Here is a 25496-nt window from a genome sequence, read left to right as displayed (position 1 = left end):
TTGTCTCAGCTGTTCCAGTGCTCGGCGACCAGGTCGGCGGCCTGCTGCTCCCACTGGGCGTAGTGGTCAGGGTACGCGCTCACCTGGACGGTCTGGGCGGCGACGGTCAGCGGCATGTCCTGCCAGCCGTCGACCTGCTTCAGACCCTTCAGGAACGCCATGGTCGAGTATTCGGGGTCGGTGATCTGCTCGACCGTGCCCCAGCCGCTGGAGGGGCGCTGCTGGAACAGGCCCTGCGAGTCGTGGTCGTTGCGGTCACCGAGGTGGCCGAGGTTTTCCAGCTTCGACTCCTGCAGGGCGGTGGCGATGGACACGACGGCGGCGCGTTCGTCCATGCCGGCCTTCTTCGTGGCGGCGATGATGGCCTTGACGTTGGCGGTCTGCTCGTCGTCGAGGTCGATGCGGGACTGGGTGCCCTGCACGCCGTGCGGGATCAGCGCGGCGCTGTCCAGCTTCGCGGCGGCCTGGGAGGTGGTGACCGCGGCGGCCGTGCGGGTGGTGGGGGTGCTGGTGTCGTGGTTGAGGGGGCCGGCGGCGAGGCCACCGGCGACGGTCAGACCGGCGATACCGAGGATGCTCTTACGCAGGATCGTGTTCATGAGGGGGCTCCATTCGGGGGTCGACGCACCCGGGGGCGAGTGCGTGGGCACCGTCAGGCGCTCAAAAAGTCTGGGGGGATCCGGCGTCTGCTCACACGGACCGCGGACGCCGGGGGTGGCGTGCGGGGCTCGCTGGTCGCGCCGGAGACATGTCCAACGACCGCCGGCCCGGGATCATTCCCGGACGCTGCCGCCCGCCTTCTCGGGCTGCGGGGGCGCTGCTGCGGTCGTTCACCAGGTATAACGCCCCGGCCCCGCAGGCGATTCCGCCGTGCGGGTGTCCCCCGACCACCCCGAAATCAGACACCCGACGCAAACGGACACGCCCTCCCCGACACGCCCCGCTCTCTCGTTCCGACGCATCCGGCCCACTCCGCCGACCGCTCCACCTGCGCACGCCCATCTCCGCCCCGCTCACGTAGCGCCCGCTTACGTCGCGCCCACGTCGCGTCCGCCAACGCCCGGGCTTCCCTGCCGCGTCGATCATGAAGTTGGCGGCACCTCGTGTCCGTTTTGTCGCCGTCAACCTCATGATCAACTGGGAGGTCGGGTCGCCGACGGCAGGGCTGGCCGGAGATCTTGGTACGGAACGGCCCCTACAAGGGCGGGAACGTACCAAGATCTCCGGCGTGCGCCGCTTCCTCAGGAGATCTTGGAAGGAAATGGCTCTCATAGGGGCCCAAATCTTCCAAGATCTCTGGCGGAGTGCCGCGCGAGACGAACGAGCTGCGCAATGCGACGGGCGATCACGATCGACGCGGACGGGGTGTGAGGGCGGGAAAGGTCGGCGTCGTGGCGGGACGATCACGGTCGGGGCGTACCGCCTAGGGTGGTCTGCGTGGCGACCCTTCTGCTTCTGCGACACGGCCGGACCACCGCGAACGCCGACGGCGGCCTGGCCGGGCGGCAACCGGTCGAGCTGGACGACACCGGCCGGGCGCAGGCGACGGCGGTGGGCGGGCGGCTCGCCGGACTGCCGCTCGCGGCGGTGGTGACCAGCCCGCTGATCCGCTGCCGGCAGACCCTCGAACTGGCGCTGCCGGACGCCGAGCCCGTGGTGGACGACGGGCTGATCGAGTGCGGGTACGGCGACTGGGAGGGGCAGTCGCTGAAGAAGCTGGCGAAGGAGCCGCTCTGGCCGGTGGTGCAGCAGCACCCGAGCGCCGCCGCGTTCCCGCACGGGGAGTCGATGGCGGCGATGTCCGCGCGCGCGGTGGCGGCGGTACGGGCGTGGGACGCGCGGGTCACCGCCGAGCACGGACCGGAGGCGGTCTGGCTCGCGTGCAGCCACGGTGATGTGATCAAGGCGATCGTGGCGGACGCGCTCGGCGTACACCTTGATCTTTTTCAGCGGATCGTGGCCGACCCGGCGTCGGTGACCGCGATCCGCTACACGCCGCTGCGGCCGTTCCTGGTCCGGCTCAACGACACCGGCGGCGACCTGTCGGCGCTGGTCCCGCCGCCGCGCAAGCGGCGCCGGCGCGCGGCGCGGCCGGCCGAGTCGGACGCGGCGGTCGGCGGGGGCGCGGGCGCGGCCGGATAGCCGGCCCGGCGCGGCGCGTTCGCTCTGGGCGGATTCGGCGTCGGTGGGCTGCGCGGCACTTCCACGCGCCGGATAGGGTCGTGGGTATGACGCACCAGGTGCACGCCTTCGAGCCGCCGGAGCGGTTCGTCGCCGGTACGGTCGGCCCGCCGGGGGAGCGCACGTTCTTCCTCCAGGCGCGCGGCGGCGGCCGGCTGGTCAGCGTGTCGCTGGAGAAGGTCCAGGTGTCGTTGCTCGCCGAGAAGCTCGAAGAGCTGCTCGCCGAGGAGCAGCGCCGCTTCGGCGTGCAGCTGCCGGAGGCCGCGCCGCCGACGGGCGGCGACAACGAGCCGCTCGACACCCCGGTGGACGAGGAGTTCCGCGTCGGCACGCTGGGCCTGGCCTTCGACGTGGACACCGCGACAGTGGTGATCGAGGCGATCGCTGTGGGCGAGGCGGAGGTCGAGGTCGAGCTGGGCGACGCGGACGACGACGCCGACGAGGAACCGGACGAGCCGGACGACCACCTCGACCGGCTCCGGGTCCGGCTGACCCCGGAGGCGACCCGCGAGTTCATCGAGCGGGCCAAGCGCGTCGTCAACGCCGGCCGTCCCCCCTGCCCGTTGTGCGGGCAGCCGCTGGACCCGGCCGGTCACCTCTGCCCCCGGAACAACGGCTATCACCGGTGACGTCGTCGGAACTGCAGCCCCGACAGGACGGCGCCGAGGCGCTGCGGCTGCTCGCCGACGGTGAGCTGACCCTGGAGGGGCGGCTTGTCGACGCCTCCAACGCCACGCTGCGCGCCGTCGTCGCGCTCGGCGACGTCACCGCCCACTGTGTCTACAAGCCGGTACGCGGTGAGCGCCCGCTGTGGGACTTCCCGGACGGTACGCTCGCCGGCCGCGAGGTGGCCGCCTACCTGGTGTCCCGGGCCACCGGCTGGGACCTGGTGCCCCCCACGGTGCTGCGGGACGGCCCGTTCGGCCCCGGCTCCTGCCAGCTCTGGATCGACGAGCCGGACGACGCCGAGCCGCTGGTCGGGTTCGTGCCGGCGCGGGAGATCCCGCCGCGCTGGTTCCCGGTGGCCGCGGCCCGCGACGACGACGGCGCCGCGTACGCGCTGGCGCACGCCGACGACCCGCGTCTGGCCCGGCTCGCCGTGCTCGACGCGGTGATCAACAACGCCGACCGCAAGGGCGGTCACGTGCTCGTCGGCCCGGACGACCGGATCTACGGCGTCGACCACGGCGTGAGCTTCCACGTCGAGGAGAAGCTGCGTACGGTGCTGTGGGGCTGGGCCGGCCGCGAGCTGCCGCCGGACGCGGTGGAGATGCTCGACGGGCTGGCCGGTCAGCTCCGCGGCCCGCTCGGCGACGAACTGGCCGAGCACCTGACGATCGGCGAGACGGCAGCGCTGGCGACCCGGGTACGGCGGCTGCGCGGGACCGGCCGGTTCCCGCTGCCTCCCGAGGAGTGGCCGGCGATGCCCTGGCCGCCGATGTGAGCCGCTGTCGCGTTGATCACCCGTAGGGCGGCACCCGAGCGTCTGACGGATCGTTAGGCTGGCGGTCATGGAGTCTTGGGCGGGACACGAGGTGCCGCGGCTGCCCGGCGAGGGCGTGCCGCTGCGGTTGTACGACTCGGCGCGGCAGGGCGCCCATCCCAGCCGGCCCGAGGGCGCGGCCTCGATGTACGTCTGCGGCATCACCCCGTACGACGCCACGCACCTGGGGCACGCCGCCACCATGATCGCGTTCGATCTGGTGCAGCGGATGTGGCGCGACGCCGGCCTGGACGTGCGGTACGTGCAGAACGTCACCGACATCGACGACCCGCTGCTGGAACGCGCCGAGCGCGACGGCGAGGACTGGAAGGTCCTGGCCATGCGGGAGACCGCGCTGTTCCGCGAGGACATGGAGGCGCTGCGGATGATCCCGCCGGCGCACTACGTCGGCGCTGTCGAGTCGATCCCGGAGATTGCCGAGAAGGTGCTGGTGCTGCTCAAGGACGGCGCGGCGTACCGGCTCGACGACGGTACCGGCGACGTCTACTTCGACATCTCCGCCGCCCCGCGCTTCGGCTACGAGTCGAACCTGTCCCGCGAGGAGATGCTGGAACTGTTCGCCGAGCGCGGCGGCGACCCGGAGCGCGCCGGCAAGCGCGACCCGCTCGACCCGCTGCTGTGGCGCGGCGCCCGCGAGGGCGAGCCGTCCTGGCCCGGCGGCGAACTGGGCGCGGGCCGTCCCGGCTGGCACATCGAGTGCACGGTCATCGCGTTGAACCTGCTCGGCGACCGGATCGACGTGCAGGGCGGCGGCAACGACCTGATCTTCCCGCACCACGAGTGCTCCGCCGCGCACGCCGAGCGGCTCACCGGCGAGGCGCCGTTCGCCGACCACTACGTACACGCCGGCATGATCGGCCTGGACGGCGAGAAGATGTCGAAGTCCCAGGGCAACCTGGTCTTCGTGTCCCGGCTGCGGGCCGACAAGGTCGACCCGATGGCCGTGCGGCTGGCGCTGATGAGCGGTCACTACCGCAGCGACCGCTCCTGGACCGAGGATCTGCTCACCGAGGCGCGGGAGCGGCTGGGCCGCTGGCGGCGGGCCGCCGCCGCGCCGGCCGGGCCGTCGGGGGCGGCGTTGCTGGCCGAGGTACGCGAGCGCCTGGCCGACGATCTGGACACGCCGGGCGCTCTGGCGGCGGCTGACCGTTGGGCCGACGGAGCGTTGAACGGCGTCACGGACGACCCGGAGGCCCCGGTGCTGTTCACCGACACGGTCGACGCGCTCCTGGGCATCGCCCTGTAGCCGTTCCGCCCGGCCGCCCGCGCACCCGTCCCTCGCTCACCCGTCCCCGCCCCCGCGCCGCGCCTCGTCCTCGCGTCGCTCCCGCCTCGCCTCGCTCCCGCCTCGCCTCGCCTCGCCTCGCCGATCTTGCACTTGCGGCCCACGTTATCGCCGTTTCGCCCCAGTTTGCGGGGTCCGAAACCGCAAGATCGCGTCGCTCAGCGGGCGGGTGGAACGTGACGGGTGTCTCGAGGGCGGTTTGACACCCACGGTGTTCCACCCGGCACGACGCGACTCGGGGGCTCCGCCCGGGCGTGGCCGTTCCGGGAGCATGTGTGCGCCGGCCCGGCCGGCACGCCTCGGCGATCTTGCACTCGCGGCCCCTGGAGCGTCGGAAATGCGCCGTCTGCCGGGGCGGAAAGTGCAAGATCGCCGGGGCGGGGGCAAAGCGGTCAGCCCAGGACCAGGCCGGGGTCGGGGTCCTGGTCGGGAGCCGGGGCGGGGATCCTGTACTCCTCGGTGAGCGTGGTCATCGGGCCGGGCCAGGTCGCCTGCGCGACCTCGATCGGCTTGCGTCGCTCGTCGTACGCCACGTGCAGCAGGTGCAGCACCGGCGTGTCGGGTCGGATCTGGAGGATCTCCGCCTCCTCCCGGCTGGGCTGGCGTGCGCTGATCGTGTCGGTGGCGGTGACGTACCGCCGGCCGGTGACCTCCTCGGCCTCCTGGTAGAGCGGCCGGCCGAACGCCTCGGCCCGCTCCAGTGACGTGCCGGCGGTGTCGGCGGGCAGGAACCAGGACGCCCCGACCTCGACCGGGGAGTCGTCGGTGCGTACCAGGTGCCGGCGCCGGCGCAGTTCGGTGCCGTCGGCGACGCCGAACGCGTCGGCCACCTCGGCCGGGGCGGGGGAGCGGCCGACCGAGACGAGTTGCTGGCGGTACCGGGCGGCCAGGTCGGTGTGGTAGCCGCGGAAGCCGCCGTACCGGCCCCGGGACAGGCGGTTGAGGCGGCGCCGGGTGCCCCGGACGTACGTACCGGAGCCGGGTTTGGTGATCAGGATGCCCTCGACCCGCAGCTGGTCGACGGCGCGCTGCACGGTCTGCTTCGCCACGCCGAACATCTCGGCGATGGCCGGGATGGACGGCAGCCGCTCGCCGGGACCCCAGTCGCCGCGGCGCACCTGGGCCTTGAGCTGCGCGGCGATCTGCCGGTGCGGGAACTCGGCCGCGCCGGGGTTGATCTGCATCCGGGCCTCCTCAGAACAGCTAGGTTCCTAGGATGCCCTAGAGGGTGTGACCGCGCCACCCCGGACACGCAGAAGCCGGGCCCCGGCAGGGGGACCCGGCTTCGACGGAAAACGGCTACCAGGAACCCGCTGTCGGCCCGGCGGAACCGCCGCGGCGACGCAGGTACTTCTCGAACTCCTGGGCGATCTCGTCCCCGGTCAACGGGGTGATGCCGGCGTCGCCGACCCGTTCCTCCAGCTCACGCACGTACTCGCCGAGTTCCGCGTCCTGCTCGGCGGCGCTGCGCACCCGCTGCTCCCACTCGGCGGCCTCCTCGGCCAGGTCGGCCATCGGCACCGGCAGGTCGAGCACCTCCTCGACCCGGTGCAGCAGCGCCAGCGTGGCCTTCGGGCAGGGCGGGTTGTTGGCGTAGTGCGGCACGTGCACCCAGAACGACACCGCGTCGACCTCGGCGCGGGTGCAGGCGTCGTGCAGCACGCCGACGATGCCGGTCGGCCCGTCGTACCGGGTGGGGGTGAGCTGGTAGCGCTTGGCGGCGTCGGCGTCCGACGCGCTGCCGCTGATCGGCAGCGGCCGGGTGTACGGCACGTCGGCCAGCAGCGCGCCGAGCAGCACCACCCGCTCGACCTCCAGGCTGTGGCAGATCTCCAGCACCTGCTCGCAGAACGTCCGCCAGCGCATGCTCGGCTCGATGCCCCGGATCAGCACCACGTCCCGCTCGGTGCCCTCCGGGCTGGCCACCATGAACCGCGTGGTGGGCCACTCGACGCGCCGGGTCTCCCCGTCGGCCATGGTGATCGTCGGACGGCTGACCTGGAAGTCGTAGAAGTCCTCCGGGTCCAGCTCGGTCACCTGCCGGGCCTGCCAGACCTGCTCCAGGTGTTCCACGGCGGCGGTGGAGGCGTCGGCGGCGTCGTTCCAGCCCTCGAAGGCCGCGATGGCGACCGGCGAGCGCAGTACCGGCAGCCCGTCGAACTCGGTCACGCCGTCACCTCACCCTGCTCGTCGGGCGCGGCGTCGCTCCGTCGCACTGTCGCACCCCTGTTGTCCTTCACGTCCGCCAGCCTACGTGCCGCCGACGGGGCCGGCCCGTCGGCCGCGCCGGTCGCCGAGGGTGACCACCCGGGCGAACCGGCGCAAAGGCGTACGCCGGTCGGCCGGGCAGTATGTGGGAAGGCCCGGTTCGGGTGAGTCTGGCGTACTCGGGCGCACTAACCTGGGCCATGTGCCTATTTCGTTGCGTGACCTGCTGGCCGATCGGATCCTGATCGCGGACGGCGCGATGGGGACGATGCTCCAGGCCGCCGATCTCACCCTTGACGACTTCGACGGCCTCGAAGGCTGCAACGAGATCCTCAACGTGACCCGGCCGGACGTGGTCCGCGGCGTGCACGACGCCTATCTGGCCGCCGGCGCGGACTGCGTGGAGACCAACACGTTCGGCGCGAACCTGCCCAACCTCGCCGAGTACGGCATCCCCGGCCGCATCCGGGAGCTGTCCGAGGCGGGCGCGCGGATCGCGCGGGAGGCCGCCGACGAGTACGCGACGCCGGAGCACCCCCGGTTCGTGCTCGGCGCGATGGGCCCGGGCACCAAGCTGCCCACGCTCGGGCACGCGACCTACGCCTCGCTGCGCGACGCGTACCAGGAGAACGCCGCCGGCCTGATCGCCGGCGGGGCGGACGCGCTGATCATCGAGACCTGCCAGGACCTGCTCCAGGTCAAGGCGGCGGTGGTCGGGTCGAAGCGGGCCCGCGCCGAGGCGGGCCGGGACGTGCCGATCATCTGTCAGGTGGCGGTGGAGACCACCGGCACGATGCTGCTGGGCAGCGAGATCGGCGCGGCGCTGACCGCGATCGAGCCGCTCGGCGTCGACCTGATCGGGCTCAACTGCTCGACCGGCCCGGCGGAGATGGGCGAGCACCTGCGCTACCTGGCGCAGCACTCGCGCATCCCGATCTCGGTGATGCCGAACGCGGGCCTGCCGGTGCTCACGGCCGACGGGGCGTACTTCCCGCTCAGCCCGGACGAGCTGGCCGACGCCCTGGAGCAGTTCCTCACCGACTACGGCGTGGGCCTGATCGGCGGCTGCTGCGGCACCACCCCGGAGCACATCCGGGTGCTGGTGGAGCGCCTCGGCGGGCGGGCGCCGGTGGCGCGGGAGCCGAAGCCGGAGGCCGGGGTCTCCTCGATCTACCACCACGTGCCGTTCGCCCAGGACGCCAGCATCCTGATGGTGGGGGAGCGGACCAACGCCAACGGCTCGAAGGCGTTCCGCGAGTCCATGCTCGCCGGGGACTGGCAGGCCTGCGTGGAGATCGCCCGCAGCCAGGCCCGGGACGGCTCGCACCTGCTCGACCTCTGCGTCGACTACGTGGGCCGCGACGGCACGCAGGACATGCGGGAGCTGGCCGGCCGGTTCGCCACCGCGTCGACGCTGCCGATCGTGCTGGACTCCACCGAACCGGCGGTGATCGAGGCCGGCCTGGAGATGCTCGGCGGCCGGTGCGTGGTCAACTCGGTCAACTTCGAGGACGGCGACGGCCCCGACTCCCGCTACGCGCGGGTCATGCCGGTGGTCAAGGAGCACGGCGCCGCCGTCGTGGCGCTGCTCATCGACGAGGAGGGCCAGGCCCGCACCCGCGAATGGAAGGTACGGGTGGCCTCCCGGCTGATCGACGACCTGACCGGCCGGTGGGGGATGCGTCGGGAGGACATCCTCATCGACGCGCTGACGTTCCCGATCGCCACCGGGCAGGAGGAGACCCGCCGCGACGGCATCGAGACGATCGAGGCGATCCGGGAGATCGCGGCCCGTTATCCGGGCGTCAACTTCACCGCCGGCATCTCCAACGTCTCGTTCGGCCTCAACCCGGCGGCCCGGCAGGTGCTCAACTCGGTGTTCCTGCACGAGTGCGCCCAGGCCGGGCTGACCTCGGCGATCGTGCACGCCAGCAAGATCCTGCCGATGTCGCGGATCCCGGACGAGCAGCGCGAGGTGGCGCTCGACCTGGTGTACGACCGGCGCCGCGAGGGATACGACCCGGTGCAGCGGTTCATCGAGGCGTTCGAGGGCGTGGACGCGGCGGCGGCGCGCGCCACCCGGGCCGAGGAACTGGCCGCGCTGCCGCTGGACGAGCGGCTCAAGCGGCGGATCATCGACGGTGAGCGCAACGGCCTGGAGGCCGACCTGGACACGGCGATGGCGCAGGGGCGTACGCCGCTGTCCATCATCAACGACCTGCTGCTGGACGGCATGAAGGTGGTCGGCGAGCTGTTCGGCTCCGGCCAGATGCAGTTGCCGTTCGTGCTCCAGTCCGCCGAGGTGATGAAGACCGCGGTGGCGTACCTGGAGCCGCACATGGAGAAGACCGACGACGACGGCAAGGGCCGGATCGTGCTCGCCACGGTGAAGGGCGACGTGCACGACATCGGCAAGAACCTGGTCGACATCATCCTGTCCAACAACGGCTACGACGTGGTCAACATCGGCATCAAGCAGCCGATCAACGCGATCCTCGACGCGGCCGAGGAACACCGCGCCGACGCGATCGGCATGTCCGGCCTGCTGGTCAAGAGCACCGTCATCATGAAGGAGAACCTGGCCGAGATGGCCTCCCGCGGCGTGGCCGAGCGCTGGCCGGTGCTGCTCGGCGGTGCGGCGCTGACCCGCGCGTACGTGGAGGACGACCTGCGGTCGATTTACCCGGGTCAGGTGCACTACGCCCGCGACGCGTTCGAAGGGCTGTCCCTGATGGACCGCGTGATGGGGGCCAAGCGCGGCGGCGCGCCGGTGGTCGACCCGGAGCGCGAGGCGGCGCTGGCGGCCCGCCGGGAGCGCCGCGAGCGGCAGCGCGCGCAGGTGCGCGAGGCCCTGCCCGAACTGGACGACGCTTCGGTCCGCTCCGACGTGGCGGTGGACGTGGCGGTGCCGAAGCCGCCGTTCTTCGGCACCCGCGTCGTCAAGGGCGTGCCGCTGGCCGACTACGCGGCGCTGCTGGATGAGCGGGCCACGTTCCTGGGCCAGTGGGGGCTGCGCGGCGCCCGCGGCGGCAAGGGCCCGTCGTACGAGGAACTGGTCGAGACCGAGGGCCGGCCCCGGCTGCGGTACTGGCTGGACCGCCTGATCTCCGACCAGGTGCTGGAGGCGGCCGTGGTGTACGGCTACTTCCCCGCGTACTCCGAGGGCAACGACCTGGTGGTGCTGGACGAGAACGGGCACAGCGAGCGGGCCCGGTTCTCCTTCCCCCGGCAGCGGCAGGAGCGGCGGCTGTGCCTGGCCGACTTCTTCCGGCCCAAGGGCGACCAGCTCGACGTGGTGGCGTTGCAGCTGGTCACCGTCGGGCAGCCGATCAGCGAGTACACGGCGAAGATGTTCGCCGGCAACGAGTACCGCGACTACCTGGAGGTGCACGGCCTGTCGGTGCAGCTCACCGAGGCCCTCGCGGAGTACTGGCACCGGCGGATCCGCGCCGAGCTGGTGCTGCCCGGCGGCGGCACCGTGGCCGACGACGACCCGGCCGACCTGGCCGGTCTGCTGCGCACCGACTACCGGGGCTGCCGGTACGCGTTCGGCTACCCGGCCTGCCCGGACCTGGAGGACCGGGCGAAGATCGTGGAGCTGCTGGGGGCCGAGCGGATCGGGGTGCAGTTGTCGGAGGAGTTCCAGTTGGTGCCGGAGCAGGCCACCGACGCGATCGTGGTGCACCACCCGGAGGCGAGCTACTTCAACGCCAAGTGACGCCGTCACCCTTCCTGAGCTGCGCAAACACTCTTCCGGCACCCGGCTGGGCCGTCGCCAGGCCGTCGGGGTCGGTCGGGCCGTGCCCGAAGGCGGCGTCGATCGCTCGGCGGGTGCGGTCCTCGCTGCTCGGCAGGAGGTGGGTGTAGACGCGCAGCGTGGTGCTCGGAGGCTTACCCCGGACTACCCTCATCGGCGTGCCCGTTGATGATCTTCCGTTGCCGGCCCGGCTGCACGATCCGGAGGAGGCGACTGCGGCACCAACCACGCCCTGCACACCATCGCCCTCTACCGCCTGCGCTACGACCCACGCACTCACGCCTACCAGCAGTGACGCATCACCGAAGGCCTCAACAAGCAAGAATTCCTCCGCTACCTCAGGCGCTACATCGTCCGCGACGTCTACATCGCCCTCCGCGCCGACTTCGCCGCCCGCACCCCTTACTGGACGTTTGCTTCATCTTCACGTCAGTAGCGGCCGATTTGCGTCTCGAGTAATCGAGGGGTGCAAGTGCCCGACTTGACCGGGAAATGATGCATCCCGGTCGATTCATCCCTGACCGGAATCAGCGCATTCCGCCCGCGATCGTGTCTAATTCACTTTTACCCCGACATCGACGGACATGAAGTCCGTCGAGCCCGCGTCCCGGCACCGTACGCCTGAGTCATGACCGCACGGCGACCCTATCCGTCCGACCTGTCCGACGCCCGGTGGGCGCTGATCGCACCCCGCCTGACCGCCTGGCGGCAGGCCCGCACCGACGCCGGCGTCAGCGGCCGCGCCCCCAGCCACGACCTGCGCGACATCTTCAACGCCATCCTGTACGTCAACCGCACCGGCATCGCCTGGCGCTACCTGCCCCACGACTTCCCGCCCCACGACTTCCCGCCCCACGCGACGGTCTACGGCTACTTCGCCGCCTGGAGCAAGGAAGGCATCTTCACCGAACTCAACTACCAGCTCACCGGCCTCGTCCGCGACCACCACGGCCGCACCATCGCACCCATCATGGACAGCCAAAGTGTGAAGACCTCCACCAACGTCCCACTGTCCACCCAAGGCACCGACGCAGGGAAGAAGATCGTCGGCCGCAAACGGGGCATCATCACCGACACCCTCGGCCTGCTCCTCGCCGTCATCGTCACCGCCGCCAGCGCCAGCGACAACACCATCGGCATCGACCTGCTCGACCAGGCCACCACCTACCCCACCCTGGCCAAAACTTGGGTCGACGCCGGCTTCAAAAACCGTGTCGTCGAACACGGCGCCGCCCTCGGCGTCGACGTTGAGATCGTCACCAAAGACCCACAGATCAAAGGCTTCAGCGTCGTCAAACGCCGATGGGTCGTCGAACGCACCATCGGCTGGCTCATGCACCACCGCCGACTCGTCCGCGACTACGAAACCCGCCCCGACAACTCCGCCAGCATGATCACCCTCGCCATGATCGACAACCTCGCCAAACGCCTCACCACCGAAACCACCCCAACCCGGCGAGAACCCCTAAAACCACAACACATGCAAAATACGCGAATCAGACGTCCTCTCAGGGAATCCAAACTTCTAACGGCGTTGAGAATGCGGTCGCACGTACCAGATTGGCGTGACCGATCGCTGTGCCTACGGACGTTAGCTCAACGTAGCTCATGTTGCGGGGGTCGGCTTCCCATTTCCGAAGGACTGTCTCCACCGCTCCGCCCGCCTCGCACAACTTGTCGAGAACAAGATTGTGGGGCATTGAGTTCGCGGACAGAATGCTTTCGATGTCGGAACGATGCTCGATCATGCCCTTTCCTTCAAGGTAGGGGTCGAGATCCTCGCGTTTGACAACCGGTATTCGAAGGCTGGCACGATGTTCGGGATGTGGAATAAAGGCAGGCCGCAGTACGTCCTTGACGGAATGGGGATTAATGGGATTGCAGAACAAGCCAGGATACGTTCTCGCATACGTCTCGCCGACAGTGGAAGAGCCAGCGGATATAGAAATACACCCGGCGTACTGTAAGTGGCGAAGTTCCTTCAGAGAAATTGCAGCATCTTGGAAGGGTGCAACGCAGATCCTAAGCATCTGGTGCAAGGCTTCCAGTGCACTGTCATGCGAGTGCGAGAAGCCCGAGTGTGCAACTTGTTTCAGGTAGAAGCATAGTGACAGCGTCTCCATCTGGGCTGTGGTAATCTTGGGGATAGTGAGGAGGGCTTCGTCGAGGACGATGCGTCGGAGCGATTTCCCAATCTCGTTTGCGCGTTCTACTAAGACCTCTACTAGCAGCCCATCCATTGCTCCGTCTTCTGAACATGCGGCATTGAGTTGCACTGAGAATAGCGCTCGCTGGAAGCCTGGCTCACGTGCTGCCGCGATAGCCTCAGGATATTTGCTTTGCAATTGCTTAAAAAAGGCTTCGGTGGCCGCCTCGGCTCGACGCGCCGCCACTTCGGCAGCCTCTTCCGATAGTTGAAGGAAGTTCTTTTGAAAGACGTCGAGCGCGATCTCTTTTGCGTCTGCGTATGAAATCCCATAGTGGGCAACGCTTGCCTGATAGAGTGTGGAATTGTCTCCCCCTCGCTGAACTAGGCGATCCCCCACTCCTAAACCTCGCTATCTTGCTCACTTCCGCCCGACCTTTGAAACTGGGGATCTACGGACGTGTAAGAGTCACGCCCAACCTGGGACAGGTTTGAGTTGCGGCCCGCCTTTTGGGTCATCCGTAGGCTCTTCTTGCGACTTGCGTTAATGTACAACCGATCACCGGTAGCCCCGAGGATGATGCCCACGAGCAGCGTTCCGAGGCCTTGAAAAAGCCAGTCCATCCTCATCCCTCCCACGCACCCTGAGAGGGTCAGCATAGTGGGAACCGCAGCTGTAAGCAGCTAGGCGTCGTGCAGCGATGCAGCAGGGAGGCAGCATGAGCCTCGATGTGGCCGGCCCTCAGGGTGAACCAACGGTGCCCCGCATCTGCTCATCGACGAGGGTCGCCAGCCATCAGCAGTGGTCGAAAAGTGCAGTCCGCAACCCCGGCGGGATTCGGCCGGGGGATGGGCGACTGGCGGTCGCCAGACAGCGGAAGTCGGCGAGAAGTTCGACAACGGCACACCAGCCCGCTGGTTCAGGACAGCAAAGTCCCTGAAGATAAAGCCAGTCAGACCTAGAGTCACCCCTACCGCTGCCGACTAGCAGCTCACCACTTCCGAGCCGGCCCCACCATGCTCACAGTCAGTCCTTGACATCGATTGCCGAGCCTCCATGGTCCCGAGCAGCCTTTGCAAGACAGAGGTTCAAGCATGGCTTCACCTGAGTCTGTGCCCGATACGTGCCCGATACAGCGGTCAACACGGGCCAGCGGAGGTCCGTCGCAGCGCTGGGTCGGACCGCCCGAGCACCCACGACCAGCCTTTACCGGGACCATGAGCGGCGACTCAACCGGATTCCCAAGCTGAGGGTGGGTTCGTCTGCGTGCCAGTGGTGTGCAGGCTGAGCAAGGATGTCTGCGTGGCGGAAGTGATGACCTTGTTCATGCGGTCCGGCGAGCCAGTGGCGCAGCGCCTCCTGGACGAGCTGGTCGCGGAGATTCGAAGGCGGTACCCGGTGGTGGCTGCTACGCCGGCTGGGGATGGTGTCGGTTGGGCATCGTACGAGCTGTCCAGCGACCGCGACGTTGTTGCGGAAGCCCGCGACCGATATCCGACGGCCGTGGCCGCCGGCGAGCAAACGTCTCCTATTGTCCTGCGTTTGGTTACCCAACCCGATGCCGTCAAGAGCGCCATCGATCACGGGCTTGACCAAGGGGGCCCGTTGACCTGACCTTCTGTGACACGCTCGCGGAGGTCGCTACGTCTGGCTACCTGCTGGACTGGGCGATCGTGCGAGCCATTCACAGGCTCACCTTCGACCGGTGGGCTGCGATCCTCTACACCGAGCAAGCGGGCTTCGACACTATGACTCCCGAGTCGGAGGCATAGCGGCCGGCGACAGCAACGGTGACAGCAACGGGATGAACGAGGACGGCCGCCGGCTGCCGAGCGCGGACAGTCGCCCGAGGTCGCGTACGCGGATGGACGCCACCAGACGAAGCGCCCAGAACTTACAAGCGAGGGGTCCAGGCCGGCTGGCGGACCTTGGGCGATTATTCGGCGACGAAGACGCCTACGCCCGGCAGGGTCTCGGTCATGCCCTTGATCCGTAGCACCTGCATGGCGCGGTCGATCACGGGCTCCGTTACGCCGTAGTGCTCGATCAACTCTCGACGGCTGGGCAGCTTGGAGCCCGGCGGGAACTCGCCGGTAGCGATGCGTTCGGCGAGGTCGTCGGCGATCTGCTCGTAGCGGTGGCACGGTGTTCCCCTCGGTTGGCAACACGAGTAGACCACCTACGTCAGCCCTTGACTACCCAACGGTACCTGTGGGAGGTTGCCGAGGAGGTCGATTCCCCCGGTTGGCGCTGTGGGCCGTCCTCACCGGCGTGGATGTCCGGCGCATCCCCCGTGATCGGGCATCCACGCCCCCGGACACCTGCGGCACGAGGAGACGGCAGTGCTCCCTTCCGATCCCATGACGCGGCGAAGAGTCGCCCCAACGGCTCCGGCAAGCCGATGAAGCGCGTCTCCTATGACGAGTACGTCCCGGCGGTGGCGCTCACCCTCGCCCGCCGTCATCGGCCCGTCTGGTCATGGCGGCACTGGCAGCACGTCTGCCGCTGCGGAAGCAGCTTGCCCTGCCGAAGCCGCCACCGCATCCCGATCAACCGCGGCCACTGGCCCAGCCAGGACGGCCCGCGATGACGACCCACCACCCGATCAAACCGGCCTGGACCTGCGGCGGTTGTGCGGGAGAGTGGCCCTGCCAAACTCGGCGGCGGGAACTGCGCGCTGACTATGACCGCGCCCCCGTGTCGCTGGCCCTCTACCTTGCCGCCCAGCTCGTCGACGCCGCCCAGGACCTGGCCCACGTTCCCGCCGGCCACCTGCACCACCGATTTCTCGGCTGGACCCGATGAGCATCCTGCGACCCGGCGACGAAAAGTTCCACTACAGCGACGGCTCCCACAGGTGGACCCCGCCGGACCTGGACTACGACCAGGAGGTCTGGGAGGAGCAGGTCCGCCAGCACAAGCAAGGCCACCTCAGAAATGAGCGCCCGAAGGTCCGCATCCAGCGTCTGATCTGAGGCCAGCAGTACAGCAGCGAAGTACAGCAACCGTGCCAGCCGAACCCGGCCGAGCAGTACACCAACAGGCTGCCTGACGTCGCATCGGATCTGATCCGACCGGCTCGCCGACAGTTCACACCGAAGCGGTCACCATGCCCGATGTGTGACCGATGGTTACCCGGCACGGCAGAAGCTCAATCACTCGGCGGGCGCGGTCCTCGCTTGTCGGCAGTAGGTAGGTGTTGACCCGCAGCGTGAAGCTTAGGTCGGCGTGGTCGAGGTACAGGGACAGCGCCTTGATGTTCTCGCCCGCACCGCCGGGGACACGAACTCCGATCACAAGGGTGTCGTGGCGTACTTCTTCCTCGCACCCTGACCGGCAAGACGAACGGGTCGGCGTCAACGAGCGGTTGGCGGAGCTCCGACCTGTGAGGACCACAACGCCAACCGTCACGTGTCGTAGAGGCCGTCCCATGGCTCGTGGAATCCGAGGCGATCCGGATACAGCTCGACCCAGTCGACGTGGCTGCCGTCGCCTGCCCGGTCGCCGGACTCGTCGACCAGACCGAACACGACGCCGTCCTGACGGGTCTGGAACGGTCGTACGGCGATGTCGCCGTACGACCTGCCGGGCAGGCTCGCGAGCAGCCCGTCGAGCGCCTCGCTCAGCGCGCCTCGATGCGGAACCCGCGTAATGGTCGAGTTCCGGTACGTCCCGTCGTGGTCGAACAGGTGCACGTACGCGTGGTGGTCCCACGCCGAGGCGAGGAACAGCCCTTCGTCGTAGCGGCCGATCGTGTCCGTCCGGTGGCCGGGCTCGTGCGCGATGGGAATCAGCCGGGGTACGGGCACCCGGTCAAAGTAGCGTACGAGCGCGGGGCGCCCGCCATGGCGGCGGACGCCCCGAAGCGTCGACGTGCCGGTCAGCCGATCAGCGTGACCGAGTAGTCGTACGTCGTCCCGGTCACCGAGTACGTGGCGGTCTGCCCGTTCTCGCAGTACGACACGAAGCTGCTCGGGGTCCGCGTCGCGCCGGCCACCGCGTCGACCACCGGGCGGACGTCGGCGCCGACCGGCAGCGCCGTGGTGGTGAGATCGATCGTCCGCGACTGGTTGATCGGGTAGTTGTCGGTGTTCGCCGTCTCCAGACCGTTGCTCGCCTGAACGCTGAAGGACATCACGAAGGCGGCGTTGTTCACCACGGCGATGCGCTGAACGCAGGGTTCGGCCTGCGCGCTGGCCGCGGAGGCCCCAGCCAGTGCCGATGCACCGGCGGCGAGCGTCCCGGCGAGTGCGGCTCCGACGAGCCTGGCGCGGAAGGTCATGGTGTCACCTCTCGGTCGAACGTGGCGCCGGGCGCCGACTGGCGGCGCCCGGCGTTCGGTCCATATCGGAGTGCCCGCACGTCTTCGATCGAACCCTGCGAATCGAGAATGTTTTGTGGCCCAGCCCACTCACCGGGAGCGGAGTGTCAGTCGGTCCTCGCGCCCAGGCTTCGCGTCAGGGCGGGGATCATCACCGCCGCCGCGACCAGGTGCAGCGCGACCAGCGTGACGCTCGTCGTGGCGGCGGCCCCGACGAGGAACGGCGGCGCCAGCGACAGCGCGGTCAGCGCCACCGCCGTCCACACGAACCGCGACGCGGGACGCGCGCTGAACCGCAGCAGTACGGCGGCGATGACGACCCCGACGAGGGAGAAGAATCCGGTCACCACGGTGAAGCCGCCGAGCGGGATGGCCTCGTCACCGCCGTCCGGGATCGCGAAGTCGACGCCGGCGGCCCGCGCGAGCGCCGCGCCGAGCGTGGTTGCAGTCATCGCGCCGAGTGTGGCGACGACGCCGGTGACGGCGAGCCGCCGGAAGCCGTGCGAACGGCGAGAGCCCACGCCGGTGCCGGTGCTGCTGATCATGTCGCTCCTCCAGAAGTCGGGGGTCAGGACTCGTACCGTCGCGGTACGACGGCCGGGGTTGCGCAGCGCGCGTACTCCGGTGTCGCGCAGCCAGAAACCGGCGTCGCGGCGCAGGACCGGCCCGGGCGCGCCGTCGCGTAGCTCCAGCTGCACCCGTCCGCGTGTGACCACGCCGTACGCGTGCTGCCACTGGGCCGCGACCACCGCGACGCGCGCGCCGCCGGGCAGCGCGAGCGTCCGCACCGGCACTACGGGGTACGGTCGGCCGGCAGGCGCTCGGGCAGCCCGAGGCGCGGGAACTGGTCGGCGTGGAACGTGACGATCTCGGTGATCGCCCCGCCGGTGACGCGCAGGGCGTCGACGGTGAGCGGCAGGTACGCGCCGTCGCTCTCCTGCCACAGGTAGAACGCGACGGCGGGCTGCCGGTTCACGGCGGTGGGCACGGCCCGCATGCTGCCCAGGCTCTCGAAGCCGTCCGCGACCCAGTCGGCGACCACCGCGTCCCGGCCGATCTGCAGCCCCGGGGTGGGGGGCATCGAGCAGCGCACGTCGTCGCGCATCATGGCGGCGAGAGCGGCGACGTCCTTGGCGACGGCGGCGTCGGTGAAGCGGCGTACCAGCTCGCGGGTGCGGGTGTCGGTCTCGTCGCCGGTCCAGTCCTGCCGCTGCGCGGGCAGGTGTTCCCGCATGCCGGCGCGGGCGCGCTGCAACGCGCTGTTCACCGAGTTGACCGAGTCGCCCAGGAGTTCCGCGACGTCCTTGGCCGGCCAGCCGAGTACGTCGCGCAGGATCAGCACGGCACGCGGGCGTGGCGCGAGGTGCTGCACCGCGACCAGGTACGCCAGCTCGATCGTCTCCCGCGCCACCGCGACGGCTTCCGGCTCGTCCGCGCCGGCCGCGGGCAGTTCGTCGAGCAGCCGGTCCGGGTAGGGCTGCAGCCACCGCACCTCGCCGCCGGTCGCGGGCTCGGGCCGGCACTTGGCCAGCAGGTCCAGGCAGGCGTTCGTGGCGATGCGGTACAGCCAGGCCCGGAACGTGGAGCGGCCGGCGAACGTCTCGCGCCGCCGCCAGGCGCGCAGGAACGTCTCCTGGACGGTGTCCTCGGCGTCCTCGAACGATCCGAGCATCCGGTAGCAGTGCACGTGCAGCTCCCGCCGGTGCCGCTGCGCCAGCCCGGCGAACGCCGGCTCGTCGACCTCACCCAGATCGCGTACGCCCAGCTCCGCCCGCCGTGGCTCCGCACCCATCACGTCATCCTCCCGCGTCGTCGTGTCCCGTCGTCTGTGTGACGGGAACGGGCGCGGAAACTCATCACCGCGCCGTCAGCTCGCGCGCGGCGCGTACATGATGATCGCGACGCCGACCAGGCAGATGGCCGCGCCGGCGAGGTCGTAGCGGTCGGGCCGGAACTTGTCGACGACCATGCCCCAGGCGAGCGACCCGGCGACGAACACGCCGCCGTAGGCGGCGAGGATGCGGCCGAAGTTCGGGTCCGGCTGGAACGTGGCGACGAATCCGTAGGCGCCGAGCGCGATCACCCCGGCGGCGATCCAGAGCAGGCCGCGGTTCTCCCGCCAGCCCTGCCACACCAGCCAGGCGCCGCCGATCTCGGCGAGCGCGGCGAGCAGGAACAGCAGGATGGACCGGACGACAGTCATGCGTCAGACCGTAGCCGGGCGCGAGGGTCGCGACGCCCGGCGCGGCGACACCTGCGGCCCGCCCGGTCCGCAGGCGTGATCACCGGCCGCCACCTGCGGCGACGTCGGGAATACGGCTGTGCTCGGCGGCCCGGCGGACTACCGTCACCGGAGTACGGGCCGACGCCGGATCAGGCGCGGCGTCCACGCCCCCGCCGTCGGCGTTGACGTGGCGGAAACGCCCGAGGGCGAGCATGGGTACGACGAAAGGGGCGGACATGACCGACGAGGTGACGTCGCAGGTCCCGCCGGACCCGGCTCCCGTGCTGAGCGCGCCCGCCGGCACCGGGCCGGTCGGACCGCCGAGCAGCCTGGACCTGTGGGCGCGTGCCCAGGTGCTGCACCGCTGCTTCGGCGACGACGACGGCGAACCGCACATCATGCGCGGCCTGGACTGACCACGCCGCTCAGCGCACCGTCACGCCGGCCCGCGCCAGCGTCTCCCACCAGGACGCGAGGTCGGGCACCGGCTCGGCGCGGGCGGTGAGCTCGTCCAGCCGCCGCAGTTGTTCCCTGCTCGGTGACGGTGAGACGGTGGCGCCCACGCCGACCAGGGCGTACCGGTGGCCGCCGACGGTGAGCAGCATCGTGCCGAAGATCGTTCCCCGGGCCTCGACCTGCCCGACGGGCGCGGCGAACACCTCCGCGCCGCGCCGGTCGCCGGCCGCCAGCCGGCCCTCGTCGAGGGTCATCAGCACCGGCACGCACCGCAGGCCGTTCCAGAGGCTACGTCGCCAGTAGACAATTCCGGCGTACGACGGGTGCGGCTCCATCCCGGCGACGGTACCCGGGCCGATCCAGCGTGACCGGCGCGGGCGCCCGGGACGCCGTCGCCCGGTGAACGTTTCCCGGCGGCCGTGCGTGTGAGCCGGTGAGCATCACCGGCGTCCGCCGGGGGTACTGCTGCGGGACACGGGTACGAAAACCGGGAGGTCATGGTGGGGGACAGGGCGGGACGTCAGGGGCGCGGGCCGATCGTCGGGCTGGTGGTGGCCGCGCTGGTCGCGGCCGGCTGCATGGCCGGCGGCGTCGACCAGGGCGAGCCGCAGCAGCCCGCACCCCCGCGCAGCGCGCAGCCCGAGTCGCAGACCACCCGGGCGGACGGCACCACGAGCGTCGCCGAGTTCAAGCAGGACATCGAGGACGCGGTCCGGCTGGCCGAACGGTACTGGGCGCAGCAGTTCCGCGCCTCCGGTCAGCGGTTCACCCCGATCCGGCGGGTGGTGGCCTACAGCCGGGAGGGCGAGGTGGCCTGTGCCGGGCAGGGCCTGCCGCGCAACAACGCGGTGTACTGCTCGGCCGGCGACTTCATCGCCTACGACGTGAACTGGTCGGTGGCGGCGTTCCGGCAGATCGGCGACGCGTTCCTGTTCTACCTGCTCGGCCACGAGTACGCCCACGGCATGCAGGTGCGGCTCGGCATCCGCTACAACTTCACCATCCAGCAGGAGCTACAGGCCGACTGCATGGCCGGGGCGTACCTCGGGGACAGCGTGCGCGCCGGGGTGCTGGAGCTGGAGGACGGCGACCTGGAGGAGTTCCGGGAAGGGCTGCTGGCGGTCGGCGACGACCCCGACCAGCCGTGGTTCGCCGAGGGCTCGCACGGCACCGCCGAGCAGCGCAGCGATTCGTTCTTCCGGGGATACGAGAAGTCGCTGGGCGCGTGCGGTCTCGGGTGATGCCGCGGGTCACCAGGGGCGGGGACGGTGACGGGCGGGCCCGGCGCGGCTGGCAGGATCGGCGGGGTACCCGTATCGAAGGAGGCCCCCGCTGAGCAGCAAGCACCCCGCCGCCGTGCTCTTCGACATGGACGGCACCCTGGTCGACAGCGAGAAACTGTGGGACGTCGCGTTGCAGGAACTGGCCGCCGTGTACGGCGGTGTCCTGTCCGACGACGCCCGCCGCGCGATCGTCGGCACCGGGATGGCCGACGCCATGCGGATCGTGCACGACGACCTGGGCCAGCCGGAGCGGGACGTGCAGGAAAGCGCCGACTGGATCAGCGCCCGGATCCTGGAGCTGTTCCGCACCGGGCTGCGCTGGCGTCCGGGCGCGCTGGCGCTGCTGCGGGCGGTACGGGACGCCGGCATCCCCACCGCGCTGGTCACCTCCAGCGGCCGGTCCCTGGTCGAGGTGGCCCTCGACACGCTGGGCCGGGACAGCTTCGACGCGGTGGTCTGCGGCGACGAGGTGGACGCGGCCAAGCCGCACCCGGAGCCGTACCTGACCGCCGCGCGTCTGCTGGGCGTGCCGGTCGAGCGGTGCGTGGCGATCGAGGACTCACCGACCGGCGTGGCGAGCGCCCTCGCCGCCGGTGCGGCGGTGCTGGCCGTACCGGCCGAGGTGCCGCTCGCGCCCGCCGACGGCGTACACCAGATGGAGAGCCTGCTCGGGGCGGACCTGGAGTTGCTCGCGGCGCTGCTCAACCGGTAGCGAAGGGGCCCCTCTCGACCGAGAGGGGCCCCTTCCTGCTGTGTCAGTCGTGGGCGATGGCGCCCAGGACGTTGATCCGCGCGGCGCGGATCGCCGGCAGCACCGCGGCGACCACGCCGATGATCGCGGCGAGGATCAGGAACGTCACCATCTGACCCCAGGGCAGGATCAGGTCGGTGATGCCCTCGTCCTTGAGCGCCTCCACCACCGCCGCGCCGAGACCGGTGCCGACCACCACGCCGAGCAGCGCGCCGAAGATGGAGATCACCACCGCCTCGACCGTGATCATGCGCATGGTCTGGGCGCGGCGCAGGCCGATCGCCCGCAGCAGGCCCAGCTCCCGGGTGCGTTCCAGCACCGACAGCGCGAGCGTGTTGATGATGCCCAGCACCGCGATCACGATGGCCAGCGCCAGCAGGATCTGGATCATCTGGAGCAGGGAGTCCAGCTGACCGGTCTGCTGCTCGATGAACCCGGCCCGGTCGGCCACCGACACCTCGGGGCTGTCCGCCAGCAGCCGCTCGATCTGCGGCTGCACCGCGTCCACCGACGTGCCGGGGGCGAGCTGCAGGAAACCCTGGATCGGCTGCGGGATGGCGAAGTCCGCCGCTGCCTGCGGCGGCAGCGTCACCGGGTTGGTCAGCTGAGAACTCTCGTAGATGCCGCTGACCGTGTAGGTGCGGGCGTCGCCACGGGACAGCTGCACCGGCACCGTCGAACCGACGCTGAGGTTGCGTGCCTTCGCGGTGTCCGAGCTGACCAGCATCTGGTCCGGCGCCAGCTTGCTGATGTCACCGGCGGCGGCCTTCGCCCCGAAGATCTGCTGCAGCGCGGCCACGTTGCTCGACACGGCCACCCAGGTCCGCTGGCCGCCGACCACTGCCATGTCGCCGTACTCGCCGTCGACCATCTGCACGCCCGGGATCGCCGCGGCCTTCTCCAGCACCGCCGGGTCGAAGCTCGCCGGACGCGGCCCGGACGTGGACCCGGAGATCACCAGCTCCGCCTTGATGGTGTCCTCGGCCAGCGCGCCGATGCTGCCCTTGGCCGAGTCCAGGATCACCGTCACGCCGGTGACCAGGGCGATGCCCACCATCAGCGCGGCGGCCGTGATCGCGGTACGGCGCGGGTTGCGGCCCGAGTTGAGCCGGCCCAGCTTGCCCGGCACCGACCAGGAGAACATCGCGCCGAGCAGCGAGACCACCGGCCGGCTGATGATCGGGGTCAGCAGCGCCACCCCGATGAACGCGAACAGCACGCCGCCGAGGATGGTCGCCAGGGTGCTGTCGCCGGCGTGCCCGCCGAGACCGAGGAACAGCAGCACCGCGCCGATGCCGGTGACCACGGCACCGCCGATGGTGACCTTGGTCAGCGGCCGGTCCGGCGTGGCGACGTCCTGCATCGCGGCGATCGGCGGGATGCGCGAGGCGCGCAGCGCGGGCAGCAGCGCGGCGACCACAGTGATGAGCATGCCGACCGCGAACGCGCCGAAGACCGCCGAGGCGGGCACGCCCAGCCCGGCCAGGGTGAGACCCCCGGCGAGCTGACCGAACAGGTACGCCAGCAGCGCGCCCACGCCGATGCCGGCGGCGAGCCCCAGCACCGAGGCGATCAGGCCGACCGCGAGCGCCTCCAGCACCACCGAGCCGATGACCTGCTTGCCGCTGGCCCCGATCGCGCGCATCAGGGCCAGCTCACGGGTGCGCTGCGCCACGATGATCGAGAACGTGTTGAGGATCAGGAACGTGCCGACCAGCAGCGCCACCGCGGCGAACCCGAGGAGGATCTTGTTGAAGAACGACAGCCCTTCCTTGAGGCCGGCCGAGGCGTCGGCGGCGAGCTGCTCGCCGGTCTTGACCTGGTAGTCGGCGCCCAGCGTGCGGGCCAGCTCGTCGCGCAGCGCGGCCGGCGTGGTGCCGTCGGCGGCCTGGACGCTGATGTTGCTGAACACGTCCGGCTTGCCCAGCATCAGCTGCTGCGCCACCGGGGTGGTGAAGTAGACCTCGTTCGCGCCACCGATCGAGTCCCGGCCGCCGCTGTAGCCGAACACGCCGACGAGCGTGAACTCCTTCTTCGGTGCGAGGGTCAGCACGCCGACCCGGTCGCCGACCTTGACCTTGCCCGCCTCGGCCAGCGCGGCGTTGATCACGATCTCGTCGTCGGCCTGCGGGCCGCGGCCCTCGCGCAGCTCCAGCAGGTCGCTCTCACCGAGCCAGTTCTGGCCCAGCTGCGGCGGGCCGAACGAGGTGACCACCTTGCCGTTGCTGCCGATCATCCGGGCGCCCTCGGCGGCCACCACGCCTGCGGCGTCGGCGACGCCGGGCACCGCCTTGACCCGGTCCAGCACCGACGCCGGCATCGGAGTGCTCAGCGGCATCCCCTCCGCCGTGGAGACGTCGATCTTCGGCTTGGCCTCGACGCTCACGTCGACCTCGGCGTACGCGTCGGCGAAGACCGCGTCGAAGGAACGCCCGAGCGTGTCGGTGAGCACGAACGCGCCGGAGACGAACATGACGCCGAGCACCACCGCCAGCCCGGACAGCAGCAGGCGCAGCTTGCGCGCCAGCAGGCTCTTGAGCGTTGCCCGCAGCATCAGTTGCCCACCTCGACCGGGGCGTCCAGCTTCTTCATCGTGTCCAGCACCGTCTCGGCGGTCGGCTCGATCAACTCCGAGACGATCTGCCCGTCGGCGAGGAAGACCACCCGGTCGGCGTACGCGGCGGCGGTCGGGTCGTGCGTGACCATGACGATGGTCTGGCCGTGCTCGCGTACCGAGTTGCGCAGGAACTTCAGCACCTCGGCGCCGGAGCGGGAGTCCAGGTTGCCGGTCGGCTCGTCCGCGAAGATCACCTCGGGGCGGGCCACGAGCGCCCGGGCGCACGCCACGCGCTGCTGCTGGCCACCGGAGAGCTGCGCCGGACGGTGCCCGAGCCGGTCCCGCAGGCCGACCGTGTCGATCACGACGTCGTACCAGGCCGGGTCGGGCTTGCGCCCGGCGATCGACAGCGGCAGCAGGATGTTCTCCTGCGCGGTGAGCGTCGGCAGCAGGTTGAACTGCTGGAAGATGAAGCCGACCTTGTCCCGGCGCAGCTTCGTCAGACCGGCGTCGTTGAGACCGGTCACAGTGGTGTCGCCGATCATCACGGTGCCCTTGGTCACCGTGTCCAGACCCGCGAGGCAGTGCATCAGTGTGGACTTCCCGGAACCCGACGGCCCCATGATCGCGGTGAACCGGCCGCGCTCGAACTCGGCGCTCACCCCCCGCAGCGCGGCGACCTGCGCCTCGCCGCTGCCGTACACCTTCCACACATCGTTCGCCCGGGCCGCGGCCTGCTCTTGGCCTACCGTCGCGGTCACGTCATGTACCTCTTCCGTCTGTCGTTCTCAACGCCGCACCGCCCCCGCTGGTCGGTGCGGC

The 25496-nt window shown here is 70.3% G+C and carries 26 protein-coding genes and 1 pseudogene; 12 read left to right on the top strand and 15 right to left on the bottom strand.

The window, feature by feature from the left end; all coding sequences use genetic code 11:
• Positions 1-5 precede the first annotated feature (5 nt).
• Complete coding sequence (locus BAW75_RS02665) at positions 6-599, bottom strand: hypothetical protein (protein ID WP_104112496.1); 594 nt, start codon at positions 597-599, stop codon at positions 6-8.
• A gap of 829 nt (positions 600-1428) precedes the next feature.
• Between BAW75_RS02665 and BAW75_RS02660 the strand changes: the two genes are divergently transcribed.
• The 4 genes from BAW75_RS02660 (at position 1429) to mshC (ending at position 4931) form a co-directional block, all read left to right on the top strand.
• Positions 1429-2142 (top strand): histidine phosphatase family protein, encoded by a 714-nt coding sequence (locus tag BAW75_RS02660; RefSeq protein ID WP_104112495.1) that lies wholly within the window; start codon positions 1429-1431, stop codon positions 2140-2142.
• Between the two features lie 86 nt (positions 2143-2228).
• Positions 2229-2810, top strand: a complete 582-nt coding sequence (locus BAW75_RS02655; protein WP_104112494.1) for a DUF3090 domain-containing protein — start codon at positions 2229-2231, stop codon at positions 2808-2810.
• Positions 2807-3625 (top strand): SCO1664 family protein, encoded by an 819-nt coding sequence (locus BAW75_RS02650; protein ID WP_104112493.1) that lies wholly within the window; start codon positions 2807-2809, stop codon positions 3623-3625. The genes BAW75_RS02655 and BAW75_RS02650 overlap by 4 nt, the downstream gene beginning before the upstream one ends.
• 67 nt (positions 3626-3692) lie before the next feature.
• Positions 3693-4931 carry a cysteine--1-D-myo-inosityl 2-amino-2-deoxy-alpha-D-glucopyranoside ligase gene (gene mshC / locus BAW75_RS02645; protein ID WP_043324419.1) on the top strand — a complete coding sequence of 413 codons (1239 nt, stop codon included), beginning with the start codon at positions 3693-3695 and terminating at the stop codon, positions 4929-4931.
• Between the two features lie 431 nt (positions 4932-5362).
• Here the strand turns inward: mshC and BAW75_RS02640 are convergent, their stop codons facing one another.
• Together BAW75_RS02640 and BAW75_RS02635 are read right to left on the bottom strand one after the other, a co-directional pair.
• The gene (locus tag BAW75_RS02640) at positions 5363-6154 is read right to left on the bottom strand and encodes a GntR family transcriptional regulator (protein ID WP_104112492.1); all 792 of its coding nucleotides are present in this window, start codon (positions 6152-6154) and stop codon (positions 5363-5365) included.
• Positions 6155-6269: 115 nt separating this feature from the next.
• Positions 6270-7139, bottom strand: coding sequence for a PAC2 family protein (locus BAW75_RS02635; protein ID WP_030504102.1), 870 nt, complete (start codon positions 7137-7139; stop codon positions 6270-6272).
• 241 nt (positions 7140-7380) lie between these two features.
• Here BAW75_RS02635 and metH point away from each other — a divergent pair, with 241 nt between their 5' ends.
• Positions 7381-10896: a methionine synthase gene (gene metH, locus BAW75_RS02630; RefSeq protein WP_208635171.1), complete on the top strand. Its 3516-nt coding sequence runs from the start codon at positions 7381-7383 to the stop codon at positions 10894-10896.
• A 667-nt stretch (positions 10897-11563) separates the two neighbouring features.
• Positions 11564-12394 (top strand): annotated as a pseudogene (locus tag BAW75_RS02615) (IS5 family transposase); the annotation flags it as partial.
• Positions 12395-12443: 49 nt separating this feature from the next.
• On the opposite strand, the gene BAW75_RS33400 reads toward BAW75_RS02615, so the two are convergent.
• Entirely contained in the window at positions 12444-13481 is a 1038-nt protein-coding gene (locus BAW75_RS33400; protein ID WP_409074271.1) for an LPO_1073/Vpar_1526 family protein, read from the bottom strand.
• Positions 13482-14384: 903 nt separating this feature from the next.
• Between BAW75_RS33400 and BAW75_RS02610 the strand changes: the two genes are divergently transcribed.
• Positions 14385-14696: a hypothetical protein gene (locus tag BAW75_RS02610; protein WP_146074790.1), complete on the top strand. Its 312-nt coding sequence runs from the start codon at positions 14385-14387 to the stop codon at positions 14694-14696.
• A 322-nt stretch (positions 14697-15018) separates the two neighbouring features.
• Here the strand turns inward: BAW75_RS02610 and BAW75_RS02605 are convergent, their stop codons facing one another.
• Positions 15019-15261 (bottom strand): winged helix-turn-helix domain-containing protein, encoded by a 243-nt coding sequence (locus BAW75_RS02605; RefSeq protein WP_104112488.1) that lies wholly within the window; start codon positions 15259-15261, stop codon positions 15019-15021.
• Between the two features lie 299 nt (positions 15262-15560).
• Between BAW75_RS02605 and BAW75_RS02595 the strand changes: the two genes are divergently transcribed.
• Together BAW75_RS02595 and BAW75_RS32205 are read left to right on the top strand one after the other, a co-directional pair.
• Positions 15561-15887 carry a hypothetical protein gene (locus tag BAW75_RS02595; protein ID WP_244205996.1) on the top strand — a complete coding sequence of 109 codons (327 nt, stop codon included), beginning with the start codon at positions 15561-15563 and terminating at the stop codon, positions 15885-15887.
• The gene (locus BAW75_RS32205; protein WP_167435514.1) at positions 15884-16057 is read left to right on the top strand and encodes a hypothetical protein; all 174 of its coding nucleotides are present in this window, start codon (positions 15884-15886) and stop codon (positions 16055-16057) included. Before BAW75_RS02595 ends, BAW75_RS32205 begins: the two co-directional genes overlap by 4 nt.
• A gap of 115 nt (positions 16058-16172) precedes the next feature.
• Here BAW75_RS32205 and BAW75_RS02590 read toward each other — a convergent pair whose 3' ends face one another.
• From BAW75_RS02590 to BAW75_RS31950, 7 genes are all read right to left on the bottom strand, one after another.
• Positions 16173-16379: a hypothetical protein gene (locus tag BAW75_RS02590; protein ID WP_104112485.1), complete on the bottom strand. Its 207-nt coding sequence runs from the start codon at positions 16377-16379 to the stop codon at positions 16173-16175.
• Between the two features lie 110 nt (positions 16380-16489).
• Positions 16490-16891: a hypothetical protein gene (locus tag BAW75_RS02585; RefSeq protein WP_104112484.1), complete on the bottom strand. Its 402-nt coding sequence runs from the start codon at positions 16889-16891 to the stop codon at positions 16490-16492.
• A gap of 71 nt (positions 16892-16962) precedes the next feature.
• Positions 16963-17364, bottom strand: coding sequence for a hypothetical protein (locus BAW75_RS02580; RefSeq protein ID WP_069089801.1), 402 nt, complete (start codon positions 17362-17364; stop codon positions 16963-16965).
• 146 nt (positions 17365-17510) lie between these two features.
• Complete coding sequence (locus BAW75_RS02575) at positions 17511-18191, bottom strand: DUF6069 family protein (RefSeq protein WP_244205995.1); 681 nt, start codon at positions 18189-18191, stop codon at positions 17511-17513.
• A gap of 5 nt (positions 18192-18196) precedes the next feature.
• Entirely contained in the window at positions 18197-19198 is a 1002-nt protein-coding gene (locus BAW75_RS02570) for an RNA polymerase subunit sigma-70 (RefSeq protein ID WP_420914975.1), read from the bottom strand.
• 72 nt (positions 19199-19270) lie between these two features.
• Entirely contained in the window at positions 19271-19606 is a 336-nt protein-coding gene (locus tag BAW75_RS02565; protein WP_104112481.1) for a YnfA family protein, read from the bottom strand.
• Between the two features lie 79 nt (positions 19607-19685).
• Positions 19686-19865 (bottom strand): hypothetical protein, encoded by a 180-nt coding sequence (locus tag BAW75_RS31950; RefSeq protein ID WP_146074789.1) that lies wholly within the window; start codon positions 19863-19865, stop codon positions 19686-19688.
• On the opposite strand from BAW75_RS31950, the gene BAW75_RS02560 reads away from it, so the two are divergent.
• Complete coding sequence (locus tag BAW75_RS02560) at positions 19864-20043, top strand: hypothetical protein (protein WP_043324402.1); 180 nt, start codon at positions 19864-19866, stop codon at positions 20041-20043. The genes BAW75_RS31950 and BAW75_RS02560 overlap by 2 nt on opposite strands.
• Positions 20044-20052: 9 nt before the next feature.
• On the opposite strand, the gene BAW75_RS02555 is transcribed toward BAW75_RS02560, so the two are convergent.
• Complete coding sequence (locus BAW75_RS02555) at positions 20053-20418, bottom strand: hypothetical protein (RefSeq protein ID WP_104112480.1); 366 nt, start codon at positions 20416-20418, stop codon at positions 20053-20055.
• A gap of 165 nt (positions 20419-20583) precedes the next feature.
• Here BAW75_RS02555 and BAW75_RS02550 point away from each other — a divergent pair, with 165 nt between their 5' ends.
• Positions 20584-21324, top strand: a complete 741-nt coding sequence (locus tag BAW75_RS02550) for a neutral zinc metallopeptidase (protein ID WP_104112538.1) — start codon at positions 20584-20586, stop codon at positions 21322-21324.
• A gap of 115 nt (positions 21325-21439) precedes the next feature.
• A complete protein-coding gene (locus BAW75_RS02545) occupies positions 21440-22078 on the top strand; it encodes an HAD family hydrolase (RefSeq protein ID WP_104112479.1) in 639 nt (212 codons plus the stop codon).
• A 43-nt stretch (positions 22079-22121) separates the two neighbouring features.
• Here the strand turns inward: BAW75_RS02545 and BAW75_RS02540 are convergent, their stop codons facing one another.
• A complete protein-coding gene (locus BAW75_RS02540) occupies positions 22122-24671 on the bottom strand; it encodes an ABC transporter permease (protein WP_104112478.1) in 2550 nt (849 codons plus the stop codon).
• A complete protein-coding gene (locus BAW75_RS02535; RefSeq protein ID WP_104112477.1) occupies positions 24671-25435 on the bottom strand; it encodes an ABC transporter ATP-binding protein in 765 nt (254 codons plus the stop codon). The genes BAW75_RS02540 and BAW75_RS02535 overlap by 1 nt, the downstream gene beginning before the upstream one ends.
• Between the last annotated feature and the right edge of the window lie 61 nt (positions 25436-25496).

It is taken from the genome of Micromonospora chalcea (genome assembly GCF_002926165.1).
Classification (GTDB): domain Bacteria; phylum Actinomycetota; class Actinomycetes; order Mycobacteriales; family Micromonosporaceae; genus Micromonospora; species Micromonospora chalcea.
This window is presented reverse-complemented; position numbering and strand designations above follow the sequence as displayed.

Excerpts from the sequence above, each read along its gene's own strand:
- BAW75_RS31950 (WP_146074789.1), bottom strand. The coding sequence starts at position 19,865 with ATGTCCGCCCCTTTCGTCGTACCCATGCTCGCCCTCGGGCGTTTCCGC.
- BAW75_RS02580 (WP_069089801.1), bottom strand. The coding sequence starts at position 17,364 with ATGACCTTCCGCGCCAGGCTCGTCGGAGCCGCACTCGCCGGGACGCTC.
- BAW75_RS02560 (WP_043324402.1), top strand. The coding sequence starts at position 19,864 with ATGACCGACGAGGTGACGTCGCAGGTCCCGCCGGACCCGGCTCCCGTG.
- BAW75_RS02655 (WP_104112494.1), top strand. The coding sequence starts at position 2,229 with ATGACGCACCAGGTGCACGCCTTCGAGCCGCCGGAGCGGTTCGTCGCC.
- BAW75_RS02640 (WP_104112492.1), bottom strand. The coding sequence starts at position 6,154 with ATGCAGATCAACCCCGGCGCGGCCGAGTTCCCGCACCGGCAGATCGCC.
- BAW75_RS32205 (WP_167435514.1), top strand. The coding sequence starts at position 15,884 with ATGAGCATCCTGCGACCCGGCGACGAAAAGTTCCACTACAGCGACGGC.
- BAW75_RS02540 (WP_104112478.1), bottom strand. The coding sequence starts at position 24,671 with ATGCTGCGGGCAACGCTCAAGAGCCTGCTGGCGCGCAAGCTGCGCCTG.
- BAW75_RS02565 (WP_104112481.1), bottom strand. The coding sequence starts at position 19,606 with ATGACTGTCGTCCGGTCCATCCTGCTGTTCCTGCTCGCCGCGCTCGCC.
- BAW75_RS02665 (WP_104112496.1), bottom strand. The coding sequence starts at position 599 with ATGAACACGATCCTGCGTAAGAGCATCCTCGGTATCGCCGGTCTGACC.
- BAW75_RS02555 (WP_104112480.1), bottom strand. The coding sequence starts at position 20,418 with ATGGAGCCGCACCCGTCGTACGCCGGAATTGTCTACTGGCGACGTAGC.
- BAW75_RS02595 (WP_244205996.1), top strand. The coding sequence starts at position 15,561 with ATGGCGGCACTGGCAGCACGTCTGCCGCTGCGGAAGCAGCTTGCCCTG.
- mshC (WP_043324419.1), top strand. The coding sequence starts at position 3,693 with ATGGAGTCTTGGGCGGGACACGAGGTGCCGCGGCTGCCCGGCGAGGGC.